Origin of the sequence: Pseudoalteromonas sp. KAN5 (assembly GCF_022846535.1) — a bacterium.
Taxonomy (GTDB): Bacteria; Pseudomonadota; Gammaproteobacteria; order Enterobacterales; family Alteromonadaceae; genus Pseudoalteromonas; species Pseudoalteromonas haloplanktis.
This window is the reverse complement of the sequence record NZ_AP025589.1, coordinates 982,367-1,006,582: the sequence shown is the minus strand read 5'-3', so window position 1 is coordinate 1,006,582 and position 24,216 is coordinate 982,367. Positions and strand designations below refer to the sequence as shown.

Here is a 24,216-nt window from a genome sequence, read left to right as displayed (position 1 = left end):
GAGGGAGAGTGATCTTCTCCCTCTTATTTTTACGTTACTTAGATGAATCTAAGAAAGTAATATCTGTATATTCGATAACTTCACCATCGATATATTCAACAGAAATACCATTGGTAATTTCTGTAACAGTACCAAATTTCATCATAGCACCTGCAAAATTAGCATCTACGCTACCCATGAAGTCTTCGCCTTCTTCAGCCATTAATGACAACTTGTAACCAGTGCCGTTATGCAGCTCTACATCGACAGCATAAATGTCGTCTTCGTTAGCCCAATCAACAGATAGCATTGCAGTGAAATCAATTTCACCAGTGATACCTGTTGCGCTGATCATAGCAAGCTCAGACATATCAGTACCACTAAGGCTTAATGTACCTACAAACCCTGAATCAGCGTCCACTATCTCGACACGGCTCCAACCATCAACAGACAAGACTGTGCCATCAATCGCAGTATCAGAAGATACTTCCTCTTCAAAATTAATGACTAAACAAGAATCAGAGGCTTCTTTAGTAATAGTACCTGCGTTTGCGTCAATACAATTCTCTAACGCCCCCCCCATATCTTCGAGTGTTTCTATATGGATTTTTGCACCCTCTGCGGTTTCAACCATACCGCCAAATGCAAAAATAATGGCCTTGTTATTAATTGACCCATTTACTGTGATCATGTCGCCAGTTTCAGTATTAACTAGATCAAGCTCCAACGCATCTTTATCAAAGCTATAAGTCCAATCAGGGTAACGAGTAGACACTACATCTGTACCTTCATCGCCTAAATCCCAAGCTTCGCTAAGCACATCATAAATAACTTCAGCAGTATCAAATAACGCTTCGCCACCCGATTTAGTCACCAAGCTTACATTACGAATATCATCAGTGCTTGCTTTTACATCTACTAGTACTGTGAATGTTGCAATGGCCGCCATCGCATCTGACTCAAGAGATGTCGCACTTGCAAGCGCAATAGTTGCTTGTTCACTAACAGTAATTGCTGTCGTGGCACTTAACTGTGCGTCTTCGGCCAAGCTCGTCGCAAGTTGTTTGTCAACTGCATCCGTTGCTATCTCCATCAGTGTTGCAGCTGCCATTTTTGCTTGTTCTACGGCCACGGTCAATGCAGATGCTTTTTCGAGCGTGTTTGTAGCTGCAACAACGGCAGTTTGTGCTGATGTTAATGCCAGTTGTGCATTTGCTTGATTATCAAGCATTGCAGCCTCAACGGCAATCATAGCTGTTGCTAGCCCTGCTTGAGCCGTCATTACAGCATCACTCGTTGCATCTAAACTAGTCGATGCAAGCTGTGCATTATTTTTTGCTACATCAAGCTCTATTCCCAAAGCTGCTACCGCTTCATCTGAGCGGGTAACTTCCTCATTAATGCCAGCAATTAAAGCAGTGACTGCTGCTAATTGTGTGGCAATATCACTAGAGAGTACGTTCGCTTTATCAGCGAGTTGTTGATATTGTTCACCTAAAGTTACAGCAGTTGCCGCCACTCCTCGCGCTAATGCAAGTTTACCTGTCAGTTCTAACTGTAACTGGCTAAACATAGCTTGTTGAGCTGACAAACTAAATACCGCACCACTATAGGCTAATACTTGTTCTGCTGTTTCTAAACCTGTATCACCCAATGCTTTAACTGTCGCCAGTTCAGTCGTGCCTGCAGTGACTAAATCTGCTGATGCTGCTAACTCTGTAGTAGCATCAATGATCTGTAACTCTAATTCTGCAGCAGCCTTGGCGATAAAATCATCGCCTGCATCACAGTTATCTTCACAGCCAATCTTCTCTAATGCGTCTTTTACTTCTTTCGCTGTTTTAGCTAAATCATCATCAAGGCCAGCTTCTTTCGCTTTAGCTTTCACTTCTTCAACGGCTTTCGTTGCATTTTCTTTTAGTTTTGCGATTGCATCTGGGTCAGTAATACCTAAATTGTCGGCAACTTTAGCAAATGCTTCCTCAATTCCTTCTCCAGAAACCACAGCAGCAAAAATTAAACTCGTGTTTTCAACTGCTTTTTGTAGCTCAGCAGCAATTTTTTGAACAACTTCATTGTCACTGTTGGATACTTTACCGTCTTGAACTGCTGCAGATAAACTTGCTATTAGGTCTTTTAGTGAACCATTAGCACCCGAGCCCGCTACAGATTGTAAAGAAACAGCTGTTTGCACTAATGCCAAAGTACCTGCATCAAGCGAATCGCCATCACCAATGTCACTAAAATCAACTGCGCCACCTAGTGATACGTCAGCTAACAACGCAGCGGCTTTTATTGCTGCTTCTGGGCCTAGTATTTGGATCAAGGTTTTTAAGCTTGCTGCGGCAATTGCTTCATCTGAGACTGCTGAGCCATCTTTAGCTGCATCTAACAGCATTTTTGCAGCAATACTGGTGTAAAGAGTCACATTGGCAAAGTAGTGCTTAACACCTGTGCCATCTCCATCAGCAAAACTTGGCCCACGCAAATTGCTAGCAGCCGCTGTTGTTGGTGCTTTGATAAACTTAACAACTTGTAACTCAAGATCGTCTTTATACCACTCGCCGAAATCAATGCTACTATCGCCATTGTTAACCATACCAGCCACATCAGACATTTCAGGGGCACTATCATAATCACCACACCCTGTGAATGAATCGCACTTCACCATACTGTCATCACCTTCTTTAGAAGTGCTAACCGTAATATAAAGTGGCCCTGTAAAATCGTCTTCAAGATAAATGCTATACCCGCCTGAGGCTGAGGTCATAGCATCTGCTGGATTCTCAGCAGTTAGCATTGCGAGTGCTTTAGCATCTGCATCTGCTTGTGAAGTCGTCGACTCAGCAGAATAAGTGGCATCGGTTGTGGCTTCTAAACGAAATGCAACCGGTACAGATTCACCAGCATCATTTAACGTTGACACTGACACGACTGCATTTTTCAACGAACCTTTAACGGCTTTGCCTGATATTTGAGTATTGAAGTCAGTACTTACCTCTCCTTTATAGACAGTAACTGGATCAGGTGTGTATTTATTATTATCATTATCTGAACCACAACCAGTTAAGCCGAGTGTCAATGCAACCGAAGCCGCAATTGGGGTAAACTTTATTATTCTTTTCGCCATGAAAATCTCCTTGAGTGCTTGTTAGCAAGTATCATTACTAAAACGTAGCCTACATTATTATCAACAGTCATTTAAGTTAAAATTATGTATCAGTCTGTATCAAAACCACCTAGTAAACTACATTTGTTATTACATGTTATCAACTTACCACCAATATATGACAATAAATGGAAAAATGTAATTTTAATTATCCGCAGGTAAGTTTAACGAGATAAATGCATCACATCGTCACGAATGAAAATAAAACACTTAACAAACAAATAGTTATGGATTGAGTTTGAATTATTCTGGTGTAGAGTGAGCAGACAGATCAGTGAATTGTTAACCGATTGATACAAATAAATACAATACCGTTTACATTTTTTCACACAAAGATAGGGACAAAAGTGGCTTGACAGCCACTTTCTAATGTATTTATCGCTTAATTAACCGCTGGCACCCGAACAACCCCTTCCATAAGTACCCGTGCACTTCGGCTCATGCTGGCTTTTGTTACTTGCCAATTACCTTCAATTAACTCAGCTTTAGCGCCAACTTTTAAAGTGCCTGAAGGGTGACCAAAGTTCACTTCATTGATTTGACCACCACCAGCGGCCGCATTCACTAACGTGCCATTTATTGCAGCCGCCGCACCAATTGCTACGGCTGCAGTCCCCATCATGGCATGATGCAGCTTGCCCATTGACATTGCGCGCACGACTAAATCAATAGTATCGTGGTGAATTTCTTTCCCACTTGAGGCAACATAAGTCTTGGCTTTGTTCACAAATGCCACTTTAGGTGTATGCTGACGAGCAGTGGCTTCACTAATATGCTTGATCAACCCCATTTTCACCGCCCCATGGGCACGGATAGATTCAAGTTTAGCCAAAGCCTGCGGATCATTGTTTATATCATCTTGCAACTCTGTCCCGGTATAGCCAATATCTTGTGCATTAACAAATATGGTCGGAATACCTGCATTGATCATGGTCGCCTTTAGTACGCCAAATTCAGGGACTTCAAGTTCATCAACCAGATTACCGGTAGGAAATAACGCGCCATCACCATCGGCAGGATCCATAAACTCAAGTTTTACTTCTGCGGCGGGAAATGTCACACCATCAAGTTCAAAATCACCCGTTTCTTGCACTTCACCATTACTTATAGGCACATGCACTAAAATGCTTTTTTTAATATTCGCTTGCCACACTCTTACGATAGCAATACCATTTTTTGGAATGCGCGCACTATCAACAAGGCCATTGCTAATTGCAAAAGCTCCCACTGCTGAGGTTAAATTACCGCAGTTACCGCTGAAATCTACAAAAGGTTTATCAATGGCCACTTGGCCGAATAAGTAATCTACATCGTGCTCAGGCTGGTCACTTTTACTTAAAATGACCGTTTTGCTGGTGCTTGATGTGGCGCCGCCCATACCGTCCGTTTGTTTACCATACGGATCTGGACTGCCAATTACCCGAAGTAACAAGTTATCCCGCGCTGAGCCTGCCACTTGTGCGGCCTCTGGCAAATCAGTTAAATTAAAAAACACCCCTTTACTGGTGCCGCCGCGCATATAGGTTGCCGGCACTTTAATTTGTGGTTTAAATGTCATAACTGTTCCTTATGCGCTTTGCGTGGCTTCTAAAAAATCTTGTGCAAAGCGTTGTAAAACACCGCCTGCAGCATAAATAGATAGCTCTTCTTGAGTATCTATACGGCATTTTGTTGGCACTGTAAGTACTTCGCCATCTACGCGAGTGATAATTAAATTAACACTTCCACCTGGGGTGAGTTCCCCTGCTACGTCATAGCTTTCACTGCCATCGAGTTTTAATGTTTTACGTGTTGTGCCCGCTTTAAACTCAAGGGGTAAAACTCCCATGCCAATTAAATTTGTACGGTGGATACGTTCAAACCCTTCCGCAGCAATGACTTCAACACCTGCTAAACGTACGCCTTTGGCCGCCCAGTCTCGAGATGAACCTTGACCGTAATCAGCCCCTGCTACAATAATAAGTGGCTGTTTACGCTGCATGTAAGTCTCTATTGCTTCCCACATACGGGTCACTTGACCTTCAGGTTCAATACGTGCATAAGAGCCTTGTTTAACTTCACCGTTTTCCATAACCATTTCATTGAGTAATTTCGGATTAGCAAAGGTTGCCCGTTGTGCGGTTAAATGATCGCCGCGGTGGGTTGCATATGAGTTAAAGTCTTCTTCTGGCACACCCATGTGGGTTAAGTATTCACCCGCAGCGCTACTTGCCATAATCGCGTTTGATGGAGATAAATGATCGGTTGTTATGTTATCGCCAAGTACTGCAAGCGCACGCATGCCTTTCATGGTGCGCTCACCAGCAAGCGCCCCTTCCCAATAAGGAGGGCGACGAATATACGTACTTTGCGGGCGCCAATCGTAAAGTGGATCGTTATCTTCCCCGTAATCTACAGTTAGATTAAACATCGGCTCGTACACTTTTTTAAACTGCTCGGGTTTTACGCTTTGCTTAATAACCGCATCAATTTCTTCATCCGACGGCCAAATGTCTTTTAAGGTCACGTCATTGCCTTGCTGATCTTTACCCAGTATGTCTTTTTCTATATCAAAACGGATCGTGCCCGCTATGGCATAGGCAACAACCAAAGGGGGCGATGCTAAAAACGCTTGTTTAGCATAAGGGTGAATGCGGCCATCAAAATTACGATTACCAGATAAAACCGCTGTTGCGTATAAATCACGGCTGATGACCTCTTGTTGAATAACTGGATCGAGCGCGCCGCTCATGCCATTACAAGTGGTGCATGCAAAGCCGACAATCCCAAAACCAAGCTGTTCCAGCTCAGGTAATAACTTGGCATCTTCAAGATACGATTGCACAGCCTTTGAACCTGGCGCTAAAGAGGTTTTAACCCATGGCTTGCGCGTTAATCCCTTAGCGTTAGCATTGCGGGCAATTAAGCCTGCGGCGATCACATTACGCGGGTTACTGGTGTTAGTGCAACTGGTAATGGCTGCGATAATACACGCGCCATCTGGCATTAAACCGTGTTCGTTCTCAACCACACCAGAAATACCCGTTGCCGCTAAATCAGCGGTTGCCACACGACGATGTGGGTTAGAAGGCCCTGCAATATTGCGCCCTACACTTGATAAATCAAATTTCAATACGCGATCATACTGGGCTGTTTTTAAACTATCGCTCCACAGACCGGTGGTTTTAGCATAGTTCTCAACCAGCGCTATTTGCTCTTCTTCGCGTCCCGTTAAGCGCAAGTAATCAATGGTCATTTGGTCGATATAAAACATCGCAGCCGTGGCGCCAAACTCTGGGGTCATATTTGAAATTGTTGCTCGATCGCCTAATGTAAGCGCATCAGCGCCTTCGCCGTAAAACTCTAAATAGGTCGAAACAACACGTTGCTCACGTAAAAACTCAGTGATCGCAAGCACGATATCTGTGGCGGTAATACCTGGTTGACGTTTGCCAGTGAGCTCTACCCCAACAATGTCAGGTAAGCGCATAAATGATGCGCGGCCAAGCATGACACTTTCTGCTTCCAAACCGCCAACACCAACGGCAATCACCCCTAGCGCATCAACATGCGGCGTGTGACTGTCAGTACCCACTAAAGTATCTGGGAAGGCAATGCCATCGCGGTTTTGGATCACCGGCGACATTTTTTCAAGGTTGATTTGATGCATAATGCCGTTACCTGGCGGGATCACATCAATATTTTTAAAGGCGGTTTTAGTCCAATTAATAAAATGGAAACGGTCGTCGTTACGTCTATCTTCAATGGCACGGTTTTTTGCAAAGGCATCAGGATCAAAACCGGCGTGCTCTACGGCTAATGAATGATCAACAATTAGTTGGGTTGGCACTACTGGATTTACTTTGGCCGGATCGCCGCCTTTTGCGGCAATGGCATCGCGCAGGCCAGCTAAATCAACTAACGCAGTTTGGCCTAAAATATCATGGCAGACGACCCTTGCTGGGTACCATGGAAAATCTAAGTCCTGCTTGCGCTCTATAATCTGTTTCAGTGCATCATCTAACATAGATGGCTCGCAGCGACGCACTAAGTTCTCTGCTAAAACACGGGATGTATAAGGCAATGATGCGTACGCGCCCGGTTTAATAGCATCCACTGCGGCTTGCGTGTCAAAGTAATCAACATTGCTATTTGGTAACGGTTTTCGATATTGAGTGTTATTAATAATGGTCATGGTAAGACTCGCTAAATTGGGTGACGGTGGCTGCACACAGGTAGCGTGTTTAAGGAAAGTTCGAGAAAAACTGTCAGCTCAAGGCTATGTGCAAAAAAGGTGGGCTCATATCATTTTCGCCCACCCAATGTCTTAACGTGATTCAATCGGCGTATAGCTACGTGCTTCTGGTCCTGTGTAATCAGCACTTGGACGAATAATACGGTTATTAGCGCGTTGCTCTTTTACATGCGCAGTCCAACCGGTAACACGGCTCATTACAAAAATTGGCGTGAATAATTTCGTTGGGATCCCCATAAAGTGATAAGCAGAGGCATGGAAAAAATCAGCATTACAAAATAACTTTTTCTCACGCCACATTACCTCTTCACAGCGCACGGACACAGGATAAAGTACATCGTCCCCTACTTCTGTAGCGAGTTTTTCAGACCATTTTTTGATGATCACATTACGTGGATCTGATTCACGGTAAATAGCATGACCAAAGCCCATAATTTTGTCTTTACGCTCAAGCATGCCCATAATTTCTTGCTCGGCGTGATCAGCATCTTTAAAACCTTCTATCATATCCATGGCGGCTTCATTGGCGCCGCCATGTAATGGCCCACGTAAAGTACCAATTGCACCGGTTACACAGGAGTGGATATCAGACAAGGTTGACGCACACACACGACCAGTAAAGGTAGAGGCATTAAACTCATGCTCTGCATATAAAATCAGTGACACATTCATCACTTGCGCAAATAATTCAGACGGCGCTTTATCATGTAGCAAAGTTAAAAAGTGCGCGCCCACTGAATCATCATCAGTTTGCGTTTCAATGCGCACGCCATCATGAGTGAAGCGATACCAATAACAAATAATACTAGGGAATAGCGCAATCATACGATCAATGGCATCATTTGCTTGGCTAAAATCATGTTCCATTTCAAGGTTACCCAACATAGAGCAACCGGTACGCATCACATCCATTGGATGTGCATCTTTTGGAATATTCTCAAGCACTGTTTTCAGTGCAGCTGGCAAACCACGTAAACTTTTTAATTTAGCTTTGTACTCGGCAAGCTCTGTTGCGGTTGGTAATTCACCCCGAGAGAGTAAAAATGACACTTCTTCAAACTGCGCTTTTTCTGCAAGCTCGCTAATATCATAACCACAATAAGTTAAACCAGAACCTGTTTGCCCTACTGTACATAATGCTGTTTGACCTGCTACTTGACCACGTAAACCTGCGCCACCTAATGCTTTATCGACCATATGTGTTCTCCTAAATGTTGTTCTTCTAATTGGAATTATTTATTTGCTGAAAAAAGACTATCAAGGGTGTTTTCATACGTGTGGTAGTCTAAAAAGTCGTACAGTTCAGCACGTGTTTGCATGTTGTCAATTTGGCTTTGTTGTGAGCCTTCATTCAAAATAGCGCTGTACACGTTTAGTGCCGCTTTATTCATCGCTCTAAATGCACTTAATGGGTATAACACCATTTGCACACCCACATCGGATAACTGCTCTTTTGTATAGATTGGCGTTTGACCAAACTCAGTGATATTAGCCAAAACAGGCACATTCAGCGCATTAGTAAAGGCTTGATAATCCGCAAGGTCGTGAACAGCCTCAGCAAAAATTGCATCAGCGCCAGCTTCAACACAGGCCGCGGCACGGTCAATTGCTGCATTCAAGCCTTCTTTTTGAAACGCATCAGTACGGGCCATAATGTAAAAGTCACTGTCAGTTTTGGCATCAACCGCCGCTTTAATGCGGTCAACCATTTCCGCTTGTGAGACGATCTCTTTATTTGGGCGATGACCACAACGCTTTTGCGCCACTTGATCTTCAATATGAAAACCAGCCGCTCCTGCTTTGGTCATCTCTTTTACGGTACGAGCGATATTAAACGCCCCACCCCAACCAGTATCAGCATCAACTAATAACGGAAGGTCGCTGGCACCGGTAATGCGGCGAATATCTTCAAGTACATTATCAAGACTGGTCATACCTAAATCTGGCATACCGTATGAGGCATTTGCCACACCTGCTCCAGATAAGTAAATTGCTTGATGACCCATTTTTTCGGCCATCATCGCAGTATATGCGTTGATAGTCCCCACCACTTGCAATGGCTGGTTATTGGCAATCGCCTGTTTGAACTTTGATCCTGCTGACATTGCTGTCTCCTTTGAACGGTAGCTGCTCGAGGCAGACTCTATTTTTAAATTTTAACTATGACACTTTTACTGTCTTTAATTACTGCGCAACCTTCTTTTGCGTAGCTAGCAAATTGAATTTTGCTTGAATATTAGCTTGTGAGGCACTGATATGCCGCTTCATTAGCAGCTCGGCTAGTTCACCATCATGATTTTCAATTGCATTAATAATCGCTAAATGCTCATCAAACGCTTTTGATACCCGAGGGCCGACCATGCCCATTTGCACCCGATACATGCGAATTAGCTGGTACAAACCATTACTTAATAAATGAATGAGGTGCTCGTTCTTACTGGCTTTGATAATGCGATAGTGAAAATCTAAATCCCCAGCCTCTTGATAGTAAGATTCACCTTCTTTTACTCGTTGCGTTTGTAAATGTTGGTTAAGCAATTGCTTTAAGCTTTGCACTTCATCAGGTGCCATATTGTCGGCAGCTAAGCGACACGCTAAGCCTTCAAGGGCGCTGCGTACTTGATAAACTTCTATTAACCGCTCAGCAGTCAGGGCAACAACCCGACACCCTACATTGGCTTTACGCTCAACTAAATAACAACTCTCAAGCCGATTTAACGCTTCGCGCAATGTCGCACGACTTACTCCATAACGTTTTGCAAGCTCTGGCTCTGATATTTTACTGCCTTGTTCAATGCTGCCTTCTACTATCTCACGGCGCATATCTACAAACACTTGATCTGAAGCTGTGGTAATAAGTGTTTCGCTAAAAGCATCTTGGGTCATTGAGCCCTTCTTTAAGATTGTCGACAATTTATATTGACACTATGGGAGTTCATTAGAACAGAGTCAAGTCTAAATCAGTATAAAAAACATAAAAACCCCATTATTGTCGACATAAGTATAGTTTATAATGGTCTAACTGCTCATTTAAGCATCAAGCAAGGTAAAGTGTCGACACGCCAAGCTTTGTAAAATATCTATTAAGGCGCTGCTCTTGAGGTATAAAAATGCTAATATACGGTTTTATTTCTTCACTGTGAGCCTAGTCTTGGACGCCAATACATATATTCCCCAGCACTTTATTGATGACGTAAAGACCTATTTACCTGAACATTTAAAGCTTGATGATTTTCTCAGTGCTTGTCGAAGGCCCTTGCGTAAATCAATTCGCGTTAATACCTTGAAGATGTCTGTTGCCCAATTTAAACGTATTGCGGAACAAAAAGGTTGGCTGTTAACACCTGTGCCTTGGTGTGAAGAAGGTTTTTGGCTAGAGCGACCTATAGATGAAGAACACGCGCTGGCACTGGGTAATACCGATCTCCACCTAAGTGGCGCTATATATGTGCAAGAAGCCAGCTCCATGTTGCCACCTATGGCACTGAAAGAATCACTCTCAGAAGTACAGCATGTACTCGATATGGCCTCAGCGCCAGGCTCTAAAACCTCACAGCTTGCGGCATTAATGGATAACCAAGGCGTATTAGTGGCGAATGAATTATCGTCATCTCGTTTAAAAGTACTCAGCGCTACTTTAAAACGCATGGGGGTGGGTAATTGCGCCCTGTCACATTTTGATGGGGTGATTTTTGGTGATTATATGTTTGAGTGCTTTGACAGTATTTTACTCGACGCGCCATGCTCTGGTGAAGGCACTGTGCGCAAAGACGCAGATGCGTTAAAAAATTGGTCGATTGAGTCGAATATTGATATTGCCAAAGTACAAAAAGATTTAATCAAAAGTGCCTTCTACGCTTTAAAGCCCGGGGGGACATTAGTCTATTCAACTTGCACCCTCACACCGCTTGAAAACCAACAGGTGTGTGAATATCTGTTAAATGAGTTTCCTAACCAGCTAACTATCGAACCCTTAGATACTTTATTTTCAGGTGCTGAATGCGCGACAACAGCTGAGGGCTATTTGCATGTTTGGCCACAAACATTTGACAGCGAAGGTTTTTTTATTGCTAAGTTTAAAAAGCTTGCCAGCACTGACAACCCGAATCAAAAAGTAAAAAAAGGCGCATTTCCATTTCAATCGTTTGACAAAAAACCCAGCCAAGCTTTTTACGCTGAATTAAAAAAGCAATTTGGCATTACAACACTAAGCGGTTCATTAATGCAACGGGATAAAGAGCTGTGGTTGTTTCCAGAGGAATTTTCTGCCATTGAAAATAAAATAAAGTATGCACGCCTAGGTATTCACCTTGGTATGATCCATAAAAATGGCGTACGTCTAAATCATGAATTTGCCACTGTATTTGGCACTCAATGTAAAAGTAATACCTTCGCGTTAAGCGATCAGCAAGCAAGTGATTATTTTCAAGGCAAAGATATTCGCTTAGATAAGCCCACTAATACCCTAGGTGAAGTCGTTTTAACCTTGTGTGGTTGCCCTATCGGGCTTGGGAAATGGCAAAAAAATAAAATTAAGAACTCACTGCCACGTGATCTGGTACAAAACAATCAATTAATAAGCTGGTGAGAATAAGCTGTGCATAAGCTGACAACAAGTAATGGATAAATTTCATACTCAACGGTTGTTTTTTATGCAAATAGTTGTTTTATAAGTAGTATAAAATTTCATCATTTATTGGGGTTTTTTACGTATGTTAACTACACTTAATAATACTTTCTACTTCTCCCTTAACGAAATTTAGAAGGTGTTTTTAAAGTTAGCGCAGGCTCACTAGAGCCATCCCCTAAGCCCAGAACAATGCGGATTCGTTCTGGGCATTTTTTTGCTCCGCGTTATTATCTATACCCAAATCATAACAACCGTGTTAATTTTTTGATAATCGATTGCTTTTACTGTAATTTGTTGTTTCTATAATGAATAAAAAATAACGATGATCGACCATGTTAAAACGACTATCAATAATAACAATGGCTGCACTATTAACCAGCCAATCAAGCTTTGCAGTAGAATCTGATCTCTACCTCGGTTTCCAGTATCCAGGTAAAGCACAAAATGCCATCAGCATTACGTTTGATGATGCCCGCCACAGTCAAGTTGATATCGGCACGGCAATATTAAACAAACACCAAGCCAAAGCCACTTTTTATGTATCTCCTTTCAACGCCAAAGAGCGCCTAACTAAATGGCAAGATGCGGTAAAATCAGGCCATGAAATTGGGAACCATACTAGTAGTCATGTCTGTACTGGGAATTTTGAATGGTTACGAAAGCAAAATTTGTCACTGGAAGAAACCACTCTAGCTTGGCTTGAAAATGATATTCTCAGCGCGCAAGCATACATAAAAGAGCAACTCGGCGTTACGCCACGCGCTTTCGCCTATCCTTGCGGTAACACCTTTGTTGGCCGTGGCGTTAATACCAAAAGTTATGTGCCAATTATTGCAAAACATTTTGATAGTGGCCGTACTTGGTTAGATGAGTCAGCTAACAATCCAAATTTTACCGATTTTGCACAGCTTACGGGGCTTCGCATTGACGGGTTGAGTTTTGCTGAAATCATCACTATGTTGGAACAACTTCGCGAAAATAACGCATGGCTTATTTTGGCTGGCCATGAAATTGGCAAAGGCGATCAATACACCACAGATGCTAAAGTGCTCGAGCAGTTGCTTGTGTATTTACAAGACCCTGACAATGGCTACTGGCTTGATACGGTCAGTAACGTGGGTGATTACGTTAAAACCCAACGTGAAAAGTAGATGAGATTAAGCCGCTTAATTATCGTTTAAATCAAATTCGGTGGTGCGGCTATCAGCATGGATCAGTTGATAGCGCGCCAGCTTACCTTGTTTGAGCTCTATCAAACTGATCGCTGCATCGCTCACTAAATATTTTTGGCCATCCCCCTTGGTTTGATGTTTATCAACTTCCATGTGCCAACGCTTAGTAAAAAAGTTAAGCGGGCTTTTCGGGGCGTATAAAATCGAGTCGAGCTTATCGAGTATATTGATTAATTTTCGGGGAAACTCATTTTTAATACCACTGGCAGTGAGTTGCCAAATGCGGTTTGGGTGCTTGCCAAAGCGCTTTTGCACGGAAAAGCAGAACGAGTAATGTACATCTCCTGATAAAATCAGTGTTTCTTTGGGGGTATCATCGCGACGGAAAGTATCGAGTAATTTTTTTGCTGAGCCTTCATGGGCCATCCAGTTCTCTACATCAACCAATAAAGGCTGTCCACACATATTAAATAACGCTTGAATAGCTTCTATTGATTTCACCCCAAACACTGGCGCAGGCGAGACTATAATTACTTGCTCATGCGTTAATAAACTATTTTCAAGTTCTGTAAGGCGCTCCCAATCAAGTAATCCGGAGGGCTCATTAAAGTTTTGCTCATTACGCCAGCGGTGAGTACGAGTATCAAGCACCACCACTTTTGGTACCGTATTAAGTTCATAATGCCAATGGTTAAACTCTAATATTGTTTTATCGAACGCCTTGAATTGCCATTGCTTTTGCTTGCTTAAACTGGTTTTAAACTCATCGATTAATGCCCCTGTTTTCATTCCAGCATCATTGCCAAAACCTTGCATTAGCCAATAACTGATCAAACCATTATTAACAATACGGCGGCTCACTGGGTGCTGATAAATCACTTGCTCCCAACCTGCAGTTAAATTCCAATCATCGGTGACATCATGATCATCAAACATCATAAGGGTTGAAACATTAGCAAATAATCGCTGTACCTCGTGTAGTCCTTGACTAAACTCAGCTAACGCCTGTTTTTCATTATCGAAAAGTTGTTGGCACTTAGCTGTTTTAGCTTGATAACTAATTGACTCTAAATCAAGTAACGACCACACAACAGGACTAAAATTAAGCAAGTACAACGCAATAAACTCTTCAAAAGAAACTAAATGATTAGCGGCTTTTAAACTAGAAAAGTGCGGCTCATCTTTTTTTAACCAATAACCCACGCCAATTTTACTACGTTGTTGCCACGGCACTTTAGGCAAAAATAGATGACGTTGATACAGCTGCTCTGAAAGTTGCGCTGGCAATGCAATATCCAATGGTTGCTCTTTATAAATACCCAATAACTCAATTAACCGGTAGATTGCGATTAACATGGCGCCGGCAACGTCATCGGCATACACCTGATCACCCGATAGCAATAAAATATCAGCACCGGCTTTACCTTGTGTGCGCTGCTGAGCTTGCGATCGTTGTGCGGCAACGAGGCTATCTTGGGCTGGGTGATGCGGGTTACGGCACGAGCCATGAAATATTTGCTCAAGTGTTTGTGGGATCACAAATTCTGGAGTGGCTTTGCCCTCATAACAAAAATCACTGAGATCTATTTGTTGCTCGTCGTTAAAAAGGCGATAACCAAGTAATACGTCGGTAGGTAAGTCTGCATTAATTGATTTTAATACGATGAAATGCAAAAACAGTTGCTTGCCCAGCGCAATACTGTGATGTTCACTGTACGTGTCAACATTATCCAGTTCAATACGGTATTGTGAAGGGGTGCTAGTGGCAAATTGAAAACACACCCCTTTGGCATCAGCACGGCGCACCATAGGCCCCATTAATAACTCAGGGAGTGATGCTGTGCTCATCAACGAATTAACCTTTATCTACTAAATTAAATAATGAATAAAAGTTAGCAGTGGTTGCCTCGGCCAGCTCTTTGTAACTAATACCTTTTAAATCTGCAATGTAATATGCCACATCCTGGACATAGGCTGGCTGATTGGTTTTACCACGATAAGGCACCGGTGCTAAATACGGAGAATCGGTTTCAATTAACAAGCGATCAAGAGGGATTTGCTTAACGACGTCTTTAAGTTCTACGGCATTTTTAAATGTTACGATGCCTGAAATCGAAATATAAAACCCTAAGTCGATGGCTTTTTTCGCCATATCCCAATCTTCTGTAAAACAGTGTAATACCCCACCACAGTTTTCAGCGTTATGTTCACGCATTAAATTAATGGTATCTTCGCGGGCATCACGGGTATGAATGATCAGCGGTTTTTGTAATTCATTCGCCACTTCAATATGACCGACAAAGCTGGCTTGTTGCACGGCATGTGTGTCTTTTGCGTAATAGTAATCAAGGCCAGTTTCACCAATGGCCACCACTTTATCGTGGCTCGCTAAATCGATTAAACGCTGCTTATCTAATGCGTCTTTTTGATCAAGGGGATGAACACCGCACGACGCAGATACATCATGGTAACCTTGAATTTTTTCCAGCATGCTAGGAAATTGATCAAGCGTTACGCTTACACATAAAAAGTGCTCTACTTGTTTTGCTCTTGCGTTATCAAGTACTTGGTCTAAGTTTAAATCGAGTTTATCAAAATCGAGGCGGTCTAAATGGCAATGAGAATCTACAATCACGGTACTGCTTACTACATGGTATAAGTTGGATTACCAGAGTTTAACATAGTCCCTAGTAGTTTTTCGATCTTCGCATTCAGGTTTGTTTTATCATCGATAAAACTAATCCCAATTCCCGGTGGATTTGAGCTTTGTGCACCTTGCGGTGTGATCCATGCAACTTTGCCAGTGATCACATCATCCTCTAGTGCATCAGGTAAGGTAACTTTAAGTGCTAAAGAATGGCCCATTTCATAACGCATATTAGTGCGCACAAATAAACCACCGGTTTTTAAATACGGCATATAACAGCGGTATAACTCGTCTAAATCATCTATATCGACTAATAATTCTTGCACAATCAATCCTATTTATGGCTGTTACGTAAACGATACGCTAAACGCGAAACTGCTAATGGCAAATTCAATCCGAGTATCTGGGTACTGTTTTGCACAAACTCCGCCAAGGCGTTTTGTGCATTTTGGTACGAGTCAAAGTCCATTCCAGTGATCAGTTGTTGTTTTAATTGCTCGCTTAAAAATAAACTAAATACACGAATACGTTCGTTATCTTTACTAATAATATCAACTAACGCACTGAAATTATGGCCTTGTTTTAACTCAGTTGCAAATTTATAAAGTTGATCAATCACTTCAAGCTGTTCATCCTGCTGCCAGCGCGCGACCAGCAATGGTTGCTGAGTAAACAATTTTAACCATGGATACGCAGGGACGTTTAATTGTGCGATCCACTGCATTGCCACTTCAGTATTATGAACTTTAACTTCACTGAGCGCACAACGGCTTAAAATTGTCGCAGGCAATTGTGCTGTCGCATTGGTGGTTAGCAATAAAAATCGCTGAGGACTTGGCTCTTCTAAGGTTTTTAACAGTGCATTTGCAGCAGCCGTGGTCATTTTGTGGCAATCATTGATCACCACCACTTTATTGGCATTTTGCGCTGCTGATTGCTGCATAAAATCACTCACGCTGCGTATATCGTCAACACCAATACTTTGCCCATCGGTTTGCACTGTATATTTATCTGGATGAGTCACCGCTTGGTTTAAGTGACAGCTTTTACAATGTCCACACGCGACTAGATTTTGCGGCGCGCTACACAATAAAGCATTGGCTAATTCCTCAACTAAGGCGTGCTTACCGACACCTTGCTGGCCATTAAACAACTGCCCATGATGAAAACGCCCAGCATTAAAACTGGCGGTGAGCTGCTGATGAACATCGTTAAGCCAAGGATAAATCATGTTATGGATTACTTTTTACAAATTGCTCAAGCACCGTAACGATATCTTGATGAACTAGCTCCATACTCTGCGCGGCATTAACTGTTTTAATGCGCTCATCACTATTGGCAAGTTCTAAATAGCGCGCTCGGGTACGTTCAAAAAAGCTCAGAGCTTGCTGCTCAATTCTATCTAGCTCACCACGGCCTTTGGCACGGGTAAGCCCCACGGCAGGGTCGATGTCTAAATAAATAGTAAGATCTGGCTTTAAGCCTTGTAGCACAATATCGCCAAGCGAAGCTAAAGTGCTTGTCGCAATTTCTCGACCGCCACCTTGATAAGCTTGTGACGAAAGGTCGTGACGATCCCCTAACACCCATTGGCCTTTTGCAAGCGCTGGGCGAATAACATTATGTAATAACTGTGATCGAGCTGCATACATTAGCAATAACTCAGTTTCACTGGCAATCTCTTCATCGTGATTGTCTTTCACTATAGTGCGCAGCGCCTCAGCAATCGGGGTGCCGCCAGGCTCTCGCACATTAACAAAGTCAATATTGTGTTGAGCTAAAAACTGTTGGCAAATAGCAATTGCCGTTGATTTTCCAGCACCTTCAAGGCCTTCAATCACAATAAATTTTGCTGCTGTCATGATCTCTCTTTTTTGTTGTAAATTTTAAAGCTAGTTCGCTAACTGTTTTTGATAACGTAAATAATCTTGCACGGCTTTATTGTGCTCTTTTAACGTTTTAGAAAACTGATGACTGCCATCTCCCTTTGCTACAAAGTACACATACTCAGATTCTGGTGGGTTAACGGCCGCTAAAATTGCCGCTTTTGATGGCATGGCAATGGGTGTTGGCGGTAAGCCATTTATTTTGTATGTGTTATACGGCGTATAAGTGGTTAAATCTTTACGCTTAATATCACCATCAAAATCCACACCTAAACCATAAATTACCGTAGGATCGGTTTGCAAACGCATTTTGGAGTTTAAACGATTATTAAACACTGACGCAATCAATGGCCGCTCACTAGCAAGACCAGTTTCTTTTTCAATAATTGACGCTAAGATCAACGCTTGGTATTGGTTTTCATAAGGTAGGCTATCCGCTCTTTGTAACCACGCAGTATCAAGTACCGTCTGCATTTTTAAATAAGCGCGCCTTAACACGCTACTGGCCGTGTCATTTGCATGATAATGGTAGGTTTCCGGAAACAACCACCCTTCTAGATGCTGTTCATTGCCAGTGATTTGCAAACCCAGTTCGTTTGCTTTTAAATCTTGCTGTAGGTGAGGAGCTACTGCAATCTTTGCCAATACATCCCGCAGCATTTGCCCTTCAATAATTGTAAAACTAAAGCTTACTTGCTGACCTTGATTTATTCGACGAATATTATCCACTACGGTGCTTTCATCAAGTTGGTATAGGCCTGCTTTTAAATCGGTAAGTGTTGGATCCAGCTTGGCGAGTATTTGATAACGAAGACAACTCTCAAGCCATTTTTTAGCTTGCCACTGTTGGCATAGCTGATTAAACCCGGTGCCTTTTTTAACTTCAAATAAGGTATTAGCAGGCACAGTTAATGTACTGTTGATGGTGCTTTGTAATTGCTGATAGCCAATCCCCGTGACCAACAATGCCAACAACACAATAGAGATAATCACTCTTAACACGCAGACTCCTTGGCTAACAAACCATGCAGTAGTTTTAAACTAGTCGTTAAATCAAAGCCAGTATCCGCAATAGCAATAACAGGAACGATGGCCATTAAACTGTTACACAAGTACACCGCATCCATTTGCAGTAACTCAGGCAATGTAATATCAATAAATTCAATCTCTAACTTATCACACAGTGATTGCAGATAAACCCCTTTGATACCACAGTTTTGTAATTGTGGGCTAACAACGCGGCCATTGTGAATAGCAAATATATTCGCAGCAGAAGCTTCAATCACATTGTTGTGATAATCACAGACTAAAACATCATCACATACTTGTGCATCCATCGCGCGTTTGATCATCACTTGCTCTAATCGGTTTAAGGTTTTTAAACCCGCAAGTAATGGTTGTGAAGCAAGCTTTATAGGGCTTACTGCAAGTTTAATCCCTTGCTGCGCTTGTTGTTCATAATGTACAGGAAACGCTAATTGCGACAACAAAATAGTGGTTTGTGGCTGCTCAGGTAATGCATACCCTCGCCCACCTTCACCTCGGGTAACAACTATTTTTAATACACCTAGCGGCACACTTTGAATATAACTGTTAACAGCCTGCGTTAGTGCGGCGATATCAAGCGCATCGAAACCCAATCGTGCAGCACACTCTTCAAGGCGCGCACAATGCAATGGCCAATGTTCAACTTCACAATTATGCACTTTTGCGGTAGTAAAAAACCCATCGCCATAATTTAGGCCGCGGTCTTTATTACTCACTGTGCTTGTTGCATCTGTAAATATTATTTTTTGCATTGGTTGTTATTTTTTTTGCATATAAAAAAGCCCAGCTACAACTGGGCTCTTATTTTGTCTCGTTGTTAAAAAAGATTATACCTTTTTAAATAGCAACGAGCCATTAGTACCGCCAAAACCAAACGAGTTACATAATGCGTAGTCTAGTTTTGCATCACGAGCTGTATGCGGAACATAATCTAGATCACAGCCTTCGTCAGGGTTATCAAGGTTAATTGTTGGTGTTACTTTTTGCTCTTGTAATGACAAAATAGTAATAATGGATTCAACCGAGCCTGCAGCACCGAGTAAATGGCCCATCATAGATTTAGATGAGCTCACCATCACATCTTTTGCAGCACTGCCAAAGATTGATTTAACCGCGGAGGTCTCAGCTTTATCACCTGCGTTAGTCGACGTGCCGTGCGCGTTGATATAGCCCACTTGATCTGCATTTACGCCAGCATCATTTAATGCATTTTCCATCGCAAGGGCTGCACCTGCACCGTCTTCTGGTGGTGATGTCATGTGATATGCATCGCCACTCATACCAAAGCCTAGTAGCTCTGCGTAGATTTTAGCACCGCGGGCTTTTGCGTGTTCATATTCTTCAAGTACGATAACACCCGCACCATCTGCAAGTACAAAACCGTCACGGTCTTTATCCCATGGACGAGAAGCCGCTTGTGGGTCATCATTACGAGTAGACAGCGCACGCGCAGCATTAAAACCACCCATACCAATCGGAGTCGATGCTTTCTCTGCACCACCCGCTACCATAGCATCGGCATCACCATAGGCAATCATACGCGCCGCATGGCCGATATTATGTAAGCCAGTAGTACACGCTGTCACAATTGAAATATTTGGACCACGAAGACCGTGCATAATCGATAAATGACCTGAGATCATATTGATAATGGTCGACGGCACGTAAAAAGGAGAAAGCTTACGTGGGCCACTGTTTAATAATTTGATGTGGTTTTCTTCAATTAGTGTTAAACCACCAATGCCTGACCCTACAGCAACACCCACACGTTGTGCGTTTTGCTCTGTGATCTCAAGGCCAGAATCTTGTAGTGCCTGCACACCCGCTGCTATGCCATATTGGATAAACAAATCCATTTTTTTAGCATCTTTAGGTGACATATAGTTAGATGCATCAAAATCATTCAGCAAGCCTGCGAATTTGGTGCCAAAACTTGAAGTATCGAAATGTGTGATAGTTTGAATACCACTTTTGCCATTTAACAAGCCTTGCCAGGTTGATTCAACATCGTTACCTAGCGGTGTCAACATTCCTAAGCCAGTTACGACGACTCGACGTTTAGCCACGGGTTGCCTCCAATAAGGGAATTATTATTTTAGGTGGGTGTGTACTAAATTAATTAGTATCATATTATGGATAGATTAAGGGCAGCGAATGCTGCCCTTAATTTGCGATTGATTACTCAGCGTGAGCTGTTACGTAATCGATTGCAGCTTGTACTGTAGTGATCTTTTCAGCTTCTTCATCTGGGATCTCAGTGTCAAACTCTTCTTCAAGAGCCATTACTAATTCAACAGTATCAAGTGAATCTGCGCCTAAGTCATCAACGAAAGAAGCTTCATGCTTTACTTCTTCTTCTTTAACACCTAGTTGCTCAATGATGATTTTCTTTACGCGTTCTTGGATGTCGCTCATTCTTCTTTCCTTTATTAAAAACGCCAATGCGTTATTTTCAGATTGCGGCGTAGTTTACGGCGCATAATTCTGTGATTCAAGGATTTGCTGATAAATATTTATCTGGTCAAACCTCTTGAGGGTTATTTGTGTCTTTTATCGCTTATTTTCAATGCGAATTCAAGTATGTTTAAAGCAAGATCACAAAAAATTCAACATTTTTCGATAAACTTACTGAAATCAAAAAAGGAACAAAGTTCCTATACCATATACATAGCACCGTTTACATGCAGGGTTTCACCTGATACATACGCTGCTGCATCTGATGCTAAATAGCACACCGCTGCGGCAATTTCATCTGGTTGACCTAATCGACCAGCTGGTACATTAGCAAGGGTAGCTGCTTTTTGCTCATCTGTAAGCTCATCAGTCATATCCGTTTGAATAAAACCTGGTGCAATTACATTGACTGTAATACCACGCGAGGCAACTTCACGAGCAAGTGACTTAGAAAAACCAATAACGCCCGCTTTCGCTGCAGCATAATTAGCTTGACCCGCATTACCCATAGTGCCTACAACCGAACCAATATTGATGATTCGACCATTTTTCTTTTTCATCATCGGGCGTAAAACAGCCTTAGATAAACGGAAAATAGAGCTTAAGTTCGTATCAATGATATCGTCCCACTCAGCGTCTTTCATGCGCATAAGAAGATTATCGCGGGTGATACCGGCATTATTTACTAATACATCAATATCACCTAAATCTGCTTTTATTGCCGCAAGTGTCGACTCAATCGAAGCAGGATCAGTTACGTTAAGTGCATAACCTTTACCATTCTCACCTAGGTACTCACTAATATTGGCAGCACCTGATTCACTGGTTGCTGTACCCGCTACTTTGGCACCTTGTGCAACTAAGGTTGTCGCGATTGCTTTACCAATACCACGGCTAGCGCCTGTGATTAGGACAACTTTGCCCTCTAACGAAAATAAATTTGCCATTGTTTCCTACTCTTATTTTGCTGCATCAATGCTGGCTTGATCGTTTACCGAGCCACACACCATTGCTTTATCAATACGTTTAGCAAGGCCTGTCAGGACTTTACCTGGGCCAAACTCATAGCTTTGTGTAATACCTTGCGCCACGAGTGCTTGCACTGTTTCAGTCCAACGTACTGGGCTATATAGTTGACGTACTAAGGCATCTTTAATTGCATCTGCCGAGTTTTCAGCACTTACATCAACATTATTAATTACATCACACTTAGGTGTATTAAATGTTAAAGCAGCTAAATCAGCTGCTAATTTTTCAGCCGCAGGCTTCATTAACTCACAATGTGAAGGCACGCTCACAGATAAAGGCAGTGCACGTTTTGCGCCCGCTTCTTTACATGCTTCAGAAGCACGCTCTACAGCAGCTTTATGCCCTGCAATCACCACTTGACCTGGAGAGTTATAATTCACAGGTGCAACAACTTCATTTTGTGCTGAAGCTTCACACGCTGTTTTGATTTCATCATCACCCAAACCAATAATAGCAGCCATAGAACCCACGCCTGCAGGCACCGCTTCTTGCATATATAAACCACGGTTTTCGACTAGTTTAACCGCTTCAGCCAAGCTTAGTACATCGGCACATACTAGCGCTGAATACTCACCTAAACTATGACCGGCCATAGTAACCTCTGCGTCTGGGTTTGCAGCTAACCATTGACGGTAAATCGCCACTGATGCTGTTAATAGTGCCGGTTGGGTACGATGGGTTTGATTGAGTTCTTGTTCTGGACCATTGAGTACTAACGCCGCCAAATCATAACCAAGTGCTTGTGATGCTTCAGCAAATGTTGCTTGAACTACGTCAGATTGCGCTAAAAGCTCACTTAACATACCCACAGATTGTGAGCCTTGACCTGGAAAAACAAGTGCAATTTTTTGTGCCATACTTTGCTCTTTTAATTAAACAAATAAATAAGTGTCTAAGTACACATCTGACAAATAATTAATCGTCAGTTGCGACTTTTTTAGTTGCATGTGTTTGCTCGAAAATAGCTGCTATTTTCTCAGGAAGTTGACGCTCAACCTCTCTGACAGCTTCATCGATAGCAGCATGAAATGCTTTATCTGAGGCATTCCCATGGCTTTTTACGACAATACCGCGCAATCCTACCAGAGAAGCACCGTTATACTGGTCGGGGTTCACTCGTTTATAGAGTTTTTTTATTACCGGCTGTAACATAAACGCCAAGCATTTATAGAAAAAATGCTTTTGCAAGGCTTTAGTCAACTTAAACATAATGAGTTTTGCAATGCCTTCACAGGTCTTTAGCGCTACGTTACCGACAAACCCTTCACAAACGATTACATCTGACTTACCAGTGAAAATATCGCTGCCCTCACTGTAACCTATGTAGTTAAGGTAGTCACACTGCTGCATTAATTGCGCAGCTTGTTTGATGTCTTCATGGCCCTTGATGTCTTCAGAGCCTATATTTAACAAACTTACTTTTGGATTGTCGCAACCAAGTGCCTGCCCAGCAACCACAGAACCCATAATACCAAACTGGTACAAGGTTTGTGCATCACAATGTACGTTTGCTCCTAAATCGAGTAAGTAAACAGGGTTTTTCCGCTCGGTGGGCACCGCAGAGATTAATGCTGGACGCTTTACGCCGGGCAACATTTTTAACACATAGTGGGCCATGAATAACAGCGCGCCAGTATTGCCAGAGCTAACACACGCTTGCGCTTCGCCTGATTTAACTAAATCGAGGGCAACACGCATTGAAGAATCTTTTTTTGATCGCACCGCAGAAGATGGTTCACAGCTATTGGTGACAACTTCACTACAGTGGCGAATAATTAGGCGAGGATGAGAAAGAGAATCGAGGGATTCGAGTTCTTTAGATATTACTTTTTCGTTACCACATAAGATTAATCTTAAGTTGGCATTGGCATTTACCGCGTTAACGGCTGCGGGGATAGATGAACGGGGGCCATAATCGCCCCCCATCATATCTAACGCAATGGTTAGATTGGTCAGCATAAAAGCAATC

Annotated in this window: 20 protein-coding genes; 2 read left to right on the top strand and 18 right to left on the bottom strand. The window is 42.5% G+C overall.

All coding sequences use genetic code 11. The features are described from left to right. Positions 1-34: 34 nt before the first annotated feature. The 6 genes from KAN5_RS04335 to KAN5_RS04310 form a co-directional block, all read right to left on the bottom strand. On the bottom strand, positions 35-3,109 hold the full coding sequence (locus KAN5_RS04335; protein WP_244390580.1) for a hypothetical protein: 3,075 nt from the start codon (positions 3,107-3,109) through the stop codon (positions 35-37). Positions 3,110-3,530: 421 nt separating this feature from the next. Beyond that, on the bottom strand, positions 3,531-4,706 hold the full coding sequence (gene prpF / locus KAN5_RS04330; RefSeq protein WP_244390579.1) for a 2-methylaconitate cis-trans isomerase PrpF: 1,176 nt from the start codon (positions 4,704-4,706) through the stop codon (positions 3,531-3,533). A 9-nt stretch (positions 4,707-4,715) separates the two neighbouring features. Beyond that, positions 4,716-7,322: a Fe/S-dependent 2-methylisocitrate dehydratase AcnD gene (gene acnD, locus KAN5_RS04325; RefSeq protein WP_244390578.1), complete on the bottom strand. Its 2,607-nt coding sequence runs from the start codon at positions 7,320-7,322 to the stop codon at positions 4,716-4,718. A gap of 132 nt (positions 7,323-7,454) precedes the next feature. Continuing rightward, the gene (prpC, locus tag KAN5_RS04320) at positions 7,455-8,579 is read right to left on the bottom strand and encodes a 2-methylcitrate synthase (RefSeq protein ID WP_244390577.1); all 1,125 of its coding nucleotides are present in this window, start codon (positions 8,577-8,579) and stop codon (positions 7,455-7,457) included. A gap of 35 nt (positions 8,580-8,614) precedes the next feature. After that, a complete protein-coding gene (prpB, locus tag KAN5_RS04315) occupies positions 8,615-9,487 on the bottom strand; it encodes a methylisocitrate lyase (protein WP_244390576.1) in 873 nt (290 codons plus the stop codon). Positions 9,488-9,566: 79 nt separating this feature from the next. Next, the gene (locus KAN5_RS04310) at positions 9,567-10,268 is read right to left on the bottom strand and encodes a GntR family transcriptional regulator (protein ID WP_244390575.1); all 702 of its coding nucleotides are present in this window, start codon (positions 10,266-10,268) and stop codon (positions 9,567-9,569) included. Positions 10,269-10,533: 265 nt separating this feature from the next. On the opposite strand from KAN5_RS04310, the gene rsmF reads away from it, so the two are divergent. Together rsmF and KAN5_RS04300 are read left to right on the top strand one after the other, a co-directional pair. Continuing rightward, complete coding sequence (rsmF, locus tag KAN5_RS04305; protein WP_244390574.1) at positions 10,534-11,970, top strand: 16S rRNA (cytosine(1407)-C(5))-methyltransferase RsmF; 1,437 nt, start codon at positions 10,534-10,536, stop codon at positions 11,968-11,970. A gap of 374 nt (positions 11,971-12,344) precedes the next feature. Further along, positions 12,345-13,163, top strand: coding sequence for a polysaccharide deacetylase family protein (locus KAN5_RS04300; protein WP_029216038.1), 819 nt, complete (start codon positions 12,345-12,347; stop codon positions 13,161-13,163). A 15-nt stretch (positions 13,164-13,178) separates the two neighbouring features. On the opposite strand, the gene KAN5_RS04295 is transcribed toward KAN5_RS04300, so the two are convergent. The 12 genes from KAN5_RS04295 to plsX all read right to left on the bottom strand — a co-directional run bounded on the left by KAN5_RS04295 (position 13,179) and on the right by plsX (position 24,206). Continuing rightward, positions 13,179-15,032, bottom strand: coding sequence for a metallophosphatase (locus tag KAN5_RS04295; protein WP_244390573.1), 1,854 nt, complete (start codon positions 15,030-15,032; stop codon positions 13,179-13,181). 7 nt (positions 15,033-15,039) lie between these two features. Further along, positions 15,040-15,819, bottom strand: coding sequence for a YchF/TatD family DNA exonuclease (locus KAN5_RS04290; protein WP_016707433.1), 780 nt, complete (start codon positions 15,817-15,819; stop codon positions 15,040-15,042). Positions 15,820-15,830: 11 nt separating this feature from the next. Beyond that, complete coding sequence (locus KAN5_RS04285; protein WP_016707434.1) at positions 15,831-16,157, bottom strand: PilZ domain-containing protein; 327 nt, start codon at positions 16,155-16,157, stop codon at positions 15,831-15,833. A gap of 8 nt (positions 16,158-16,165) precedes the next feature. Further along, a complete protein-coding gene (gene holB / locus KAN5_RS04280; RefSeq protein WP_138555467.1) occupies positions 16,166-17,062 on the bottom strand; it encodes a DNA polymerase III subunit delta' in 897 nt (298 codons plus the stop codon). 1 nt (position 17,063) lies between these two features. Next, a complete protein-coding gene (tmk, locus tag KAN5_RS04275) occupies positions 17,064-17,693 on the bottom strand; it encodes a dTMP kinase (protein ID WP_138555468.1) in 630 nt (209 codons plus the stop codon). Between the two features lie 30 nt (positions 17,694-17,723). Next, positions 17,724-18,719: an endolytic transglycosylase MltG gene (gene mltG, locus KAN5_RS04270; RefSeq protein WP_016707437.1), complete on the bottom strand. Its 996-nt coding sequence runs from the start codon at positions 18,717-18,719 to the stop codon at positions 17,724-17,726. Beyond that, entirely contained in the window at positions 18,713-19,516 is an 804-nt protein-coding gene (gene pabC, locus KAN5_RS04265; protein WP_016707438.1) for an aminodeoxychorismate lyase, read from the bottom strand. The genes mltG and pabC overlap by 7 nt, the downstream gene beginning before the upstream one ends. A 75-nt stretch (positions 19,517-19,591) precedes the next feature. Further along, positions 19,592-20,830, bottom strand: a complete 1,239-nt coding sequence (fabF, locus tag KAN5_RS04260) for a beta-ketoacyl-ACP synthase II (RefSeq protein WP_244390572.1) — start codon at positions 20,828-20,830, stop codon at positions 19,592-19,594. 112 nt (positions 20,831-20,942) lie between these two features. Then, a complete protein-coding gene (acpP, locus tag KAN5_RS04255; RefSeq protein WP_016707440.1) occupies positions 20,943-21,179 on the bottom strand; it encodes an acyl carrier protein in 237 nt (78 codons plus the stop codon). Positions 21,180-21,418: 239 nt separating this feature from the next. Continuing rightward, positions 21,419-22,165 carry a 3-oxoacyl-ACP reductase FabG gene (fabG, locus tag KAN5_RS04250; protein ID WP_016707441.1) on the bottom strand — a complete coding sequence of 249 codons (747 nt, stop codon included), beginning with the start codon at positions 22,163-22,165 and terminating at the stop codon, positions 21,419-21,421. Between the two features lie 12 nt (positions 22,166-22,177). Then, the gene (fabD, locus tag KAN5_RS04245) at positions 22,178-23,104 is read right to left on the bottom strand and encodes an ACP S-malonyltransferase (RefSeq protein ID WP_016707442.1); all 927 of its coding nucleotides are present in this window, start codon (positions 23,102-23,104) and stop codon (positions 22,178-22,180) included. A gap of 58 nt (positions 23,105-23,162) precedes the next feature. Continuing rightward, positions 23,163-24,206 (bottom strand): phosphate acyltransferase PlsX, encoded by a 1,044-nt coding sequence (gene plsX, locus KAN5_RS04240; RefSeq protein WP_016707443.1) that lies wholly within the window; start codon positions 24,204-24,206, stop codon positions 23,163-23,165. Between the last annotated feature and the right edge of the window lie 10 nt (positions 24,207-24,216).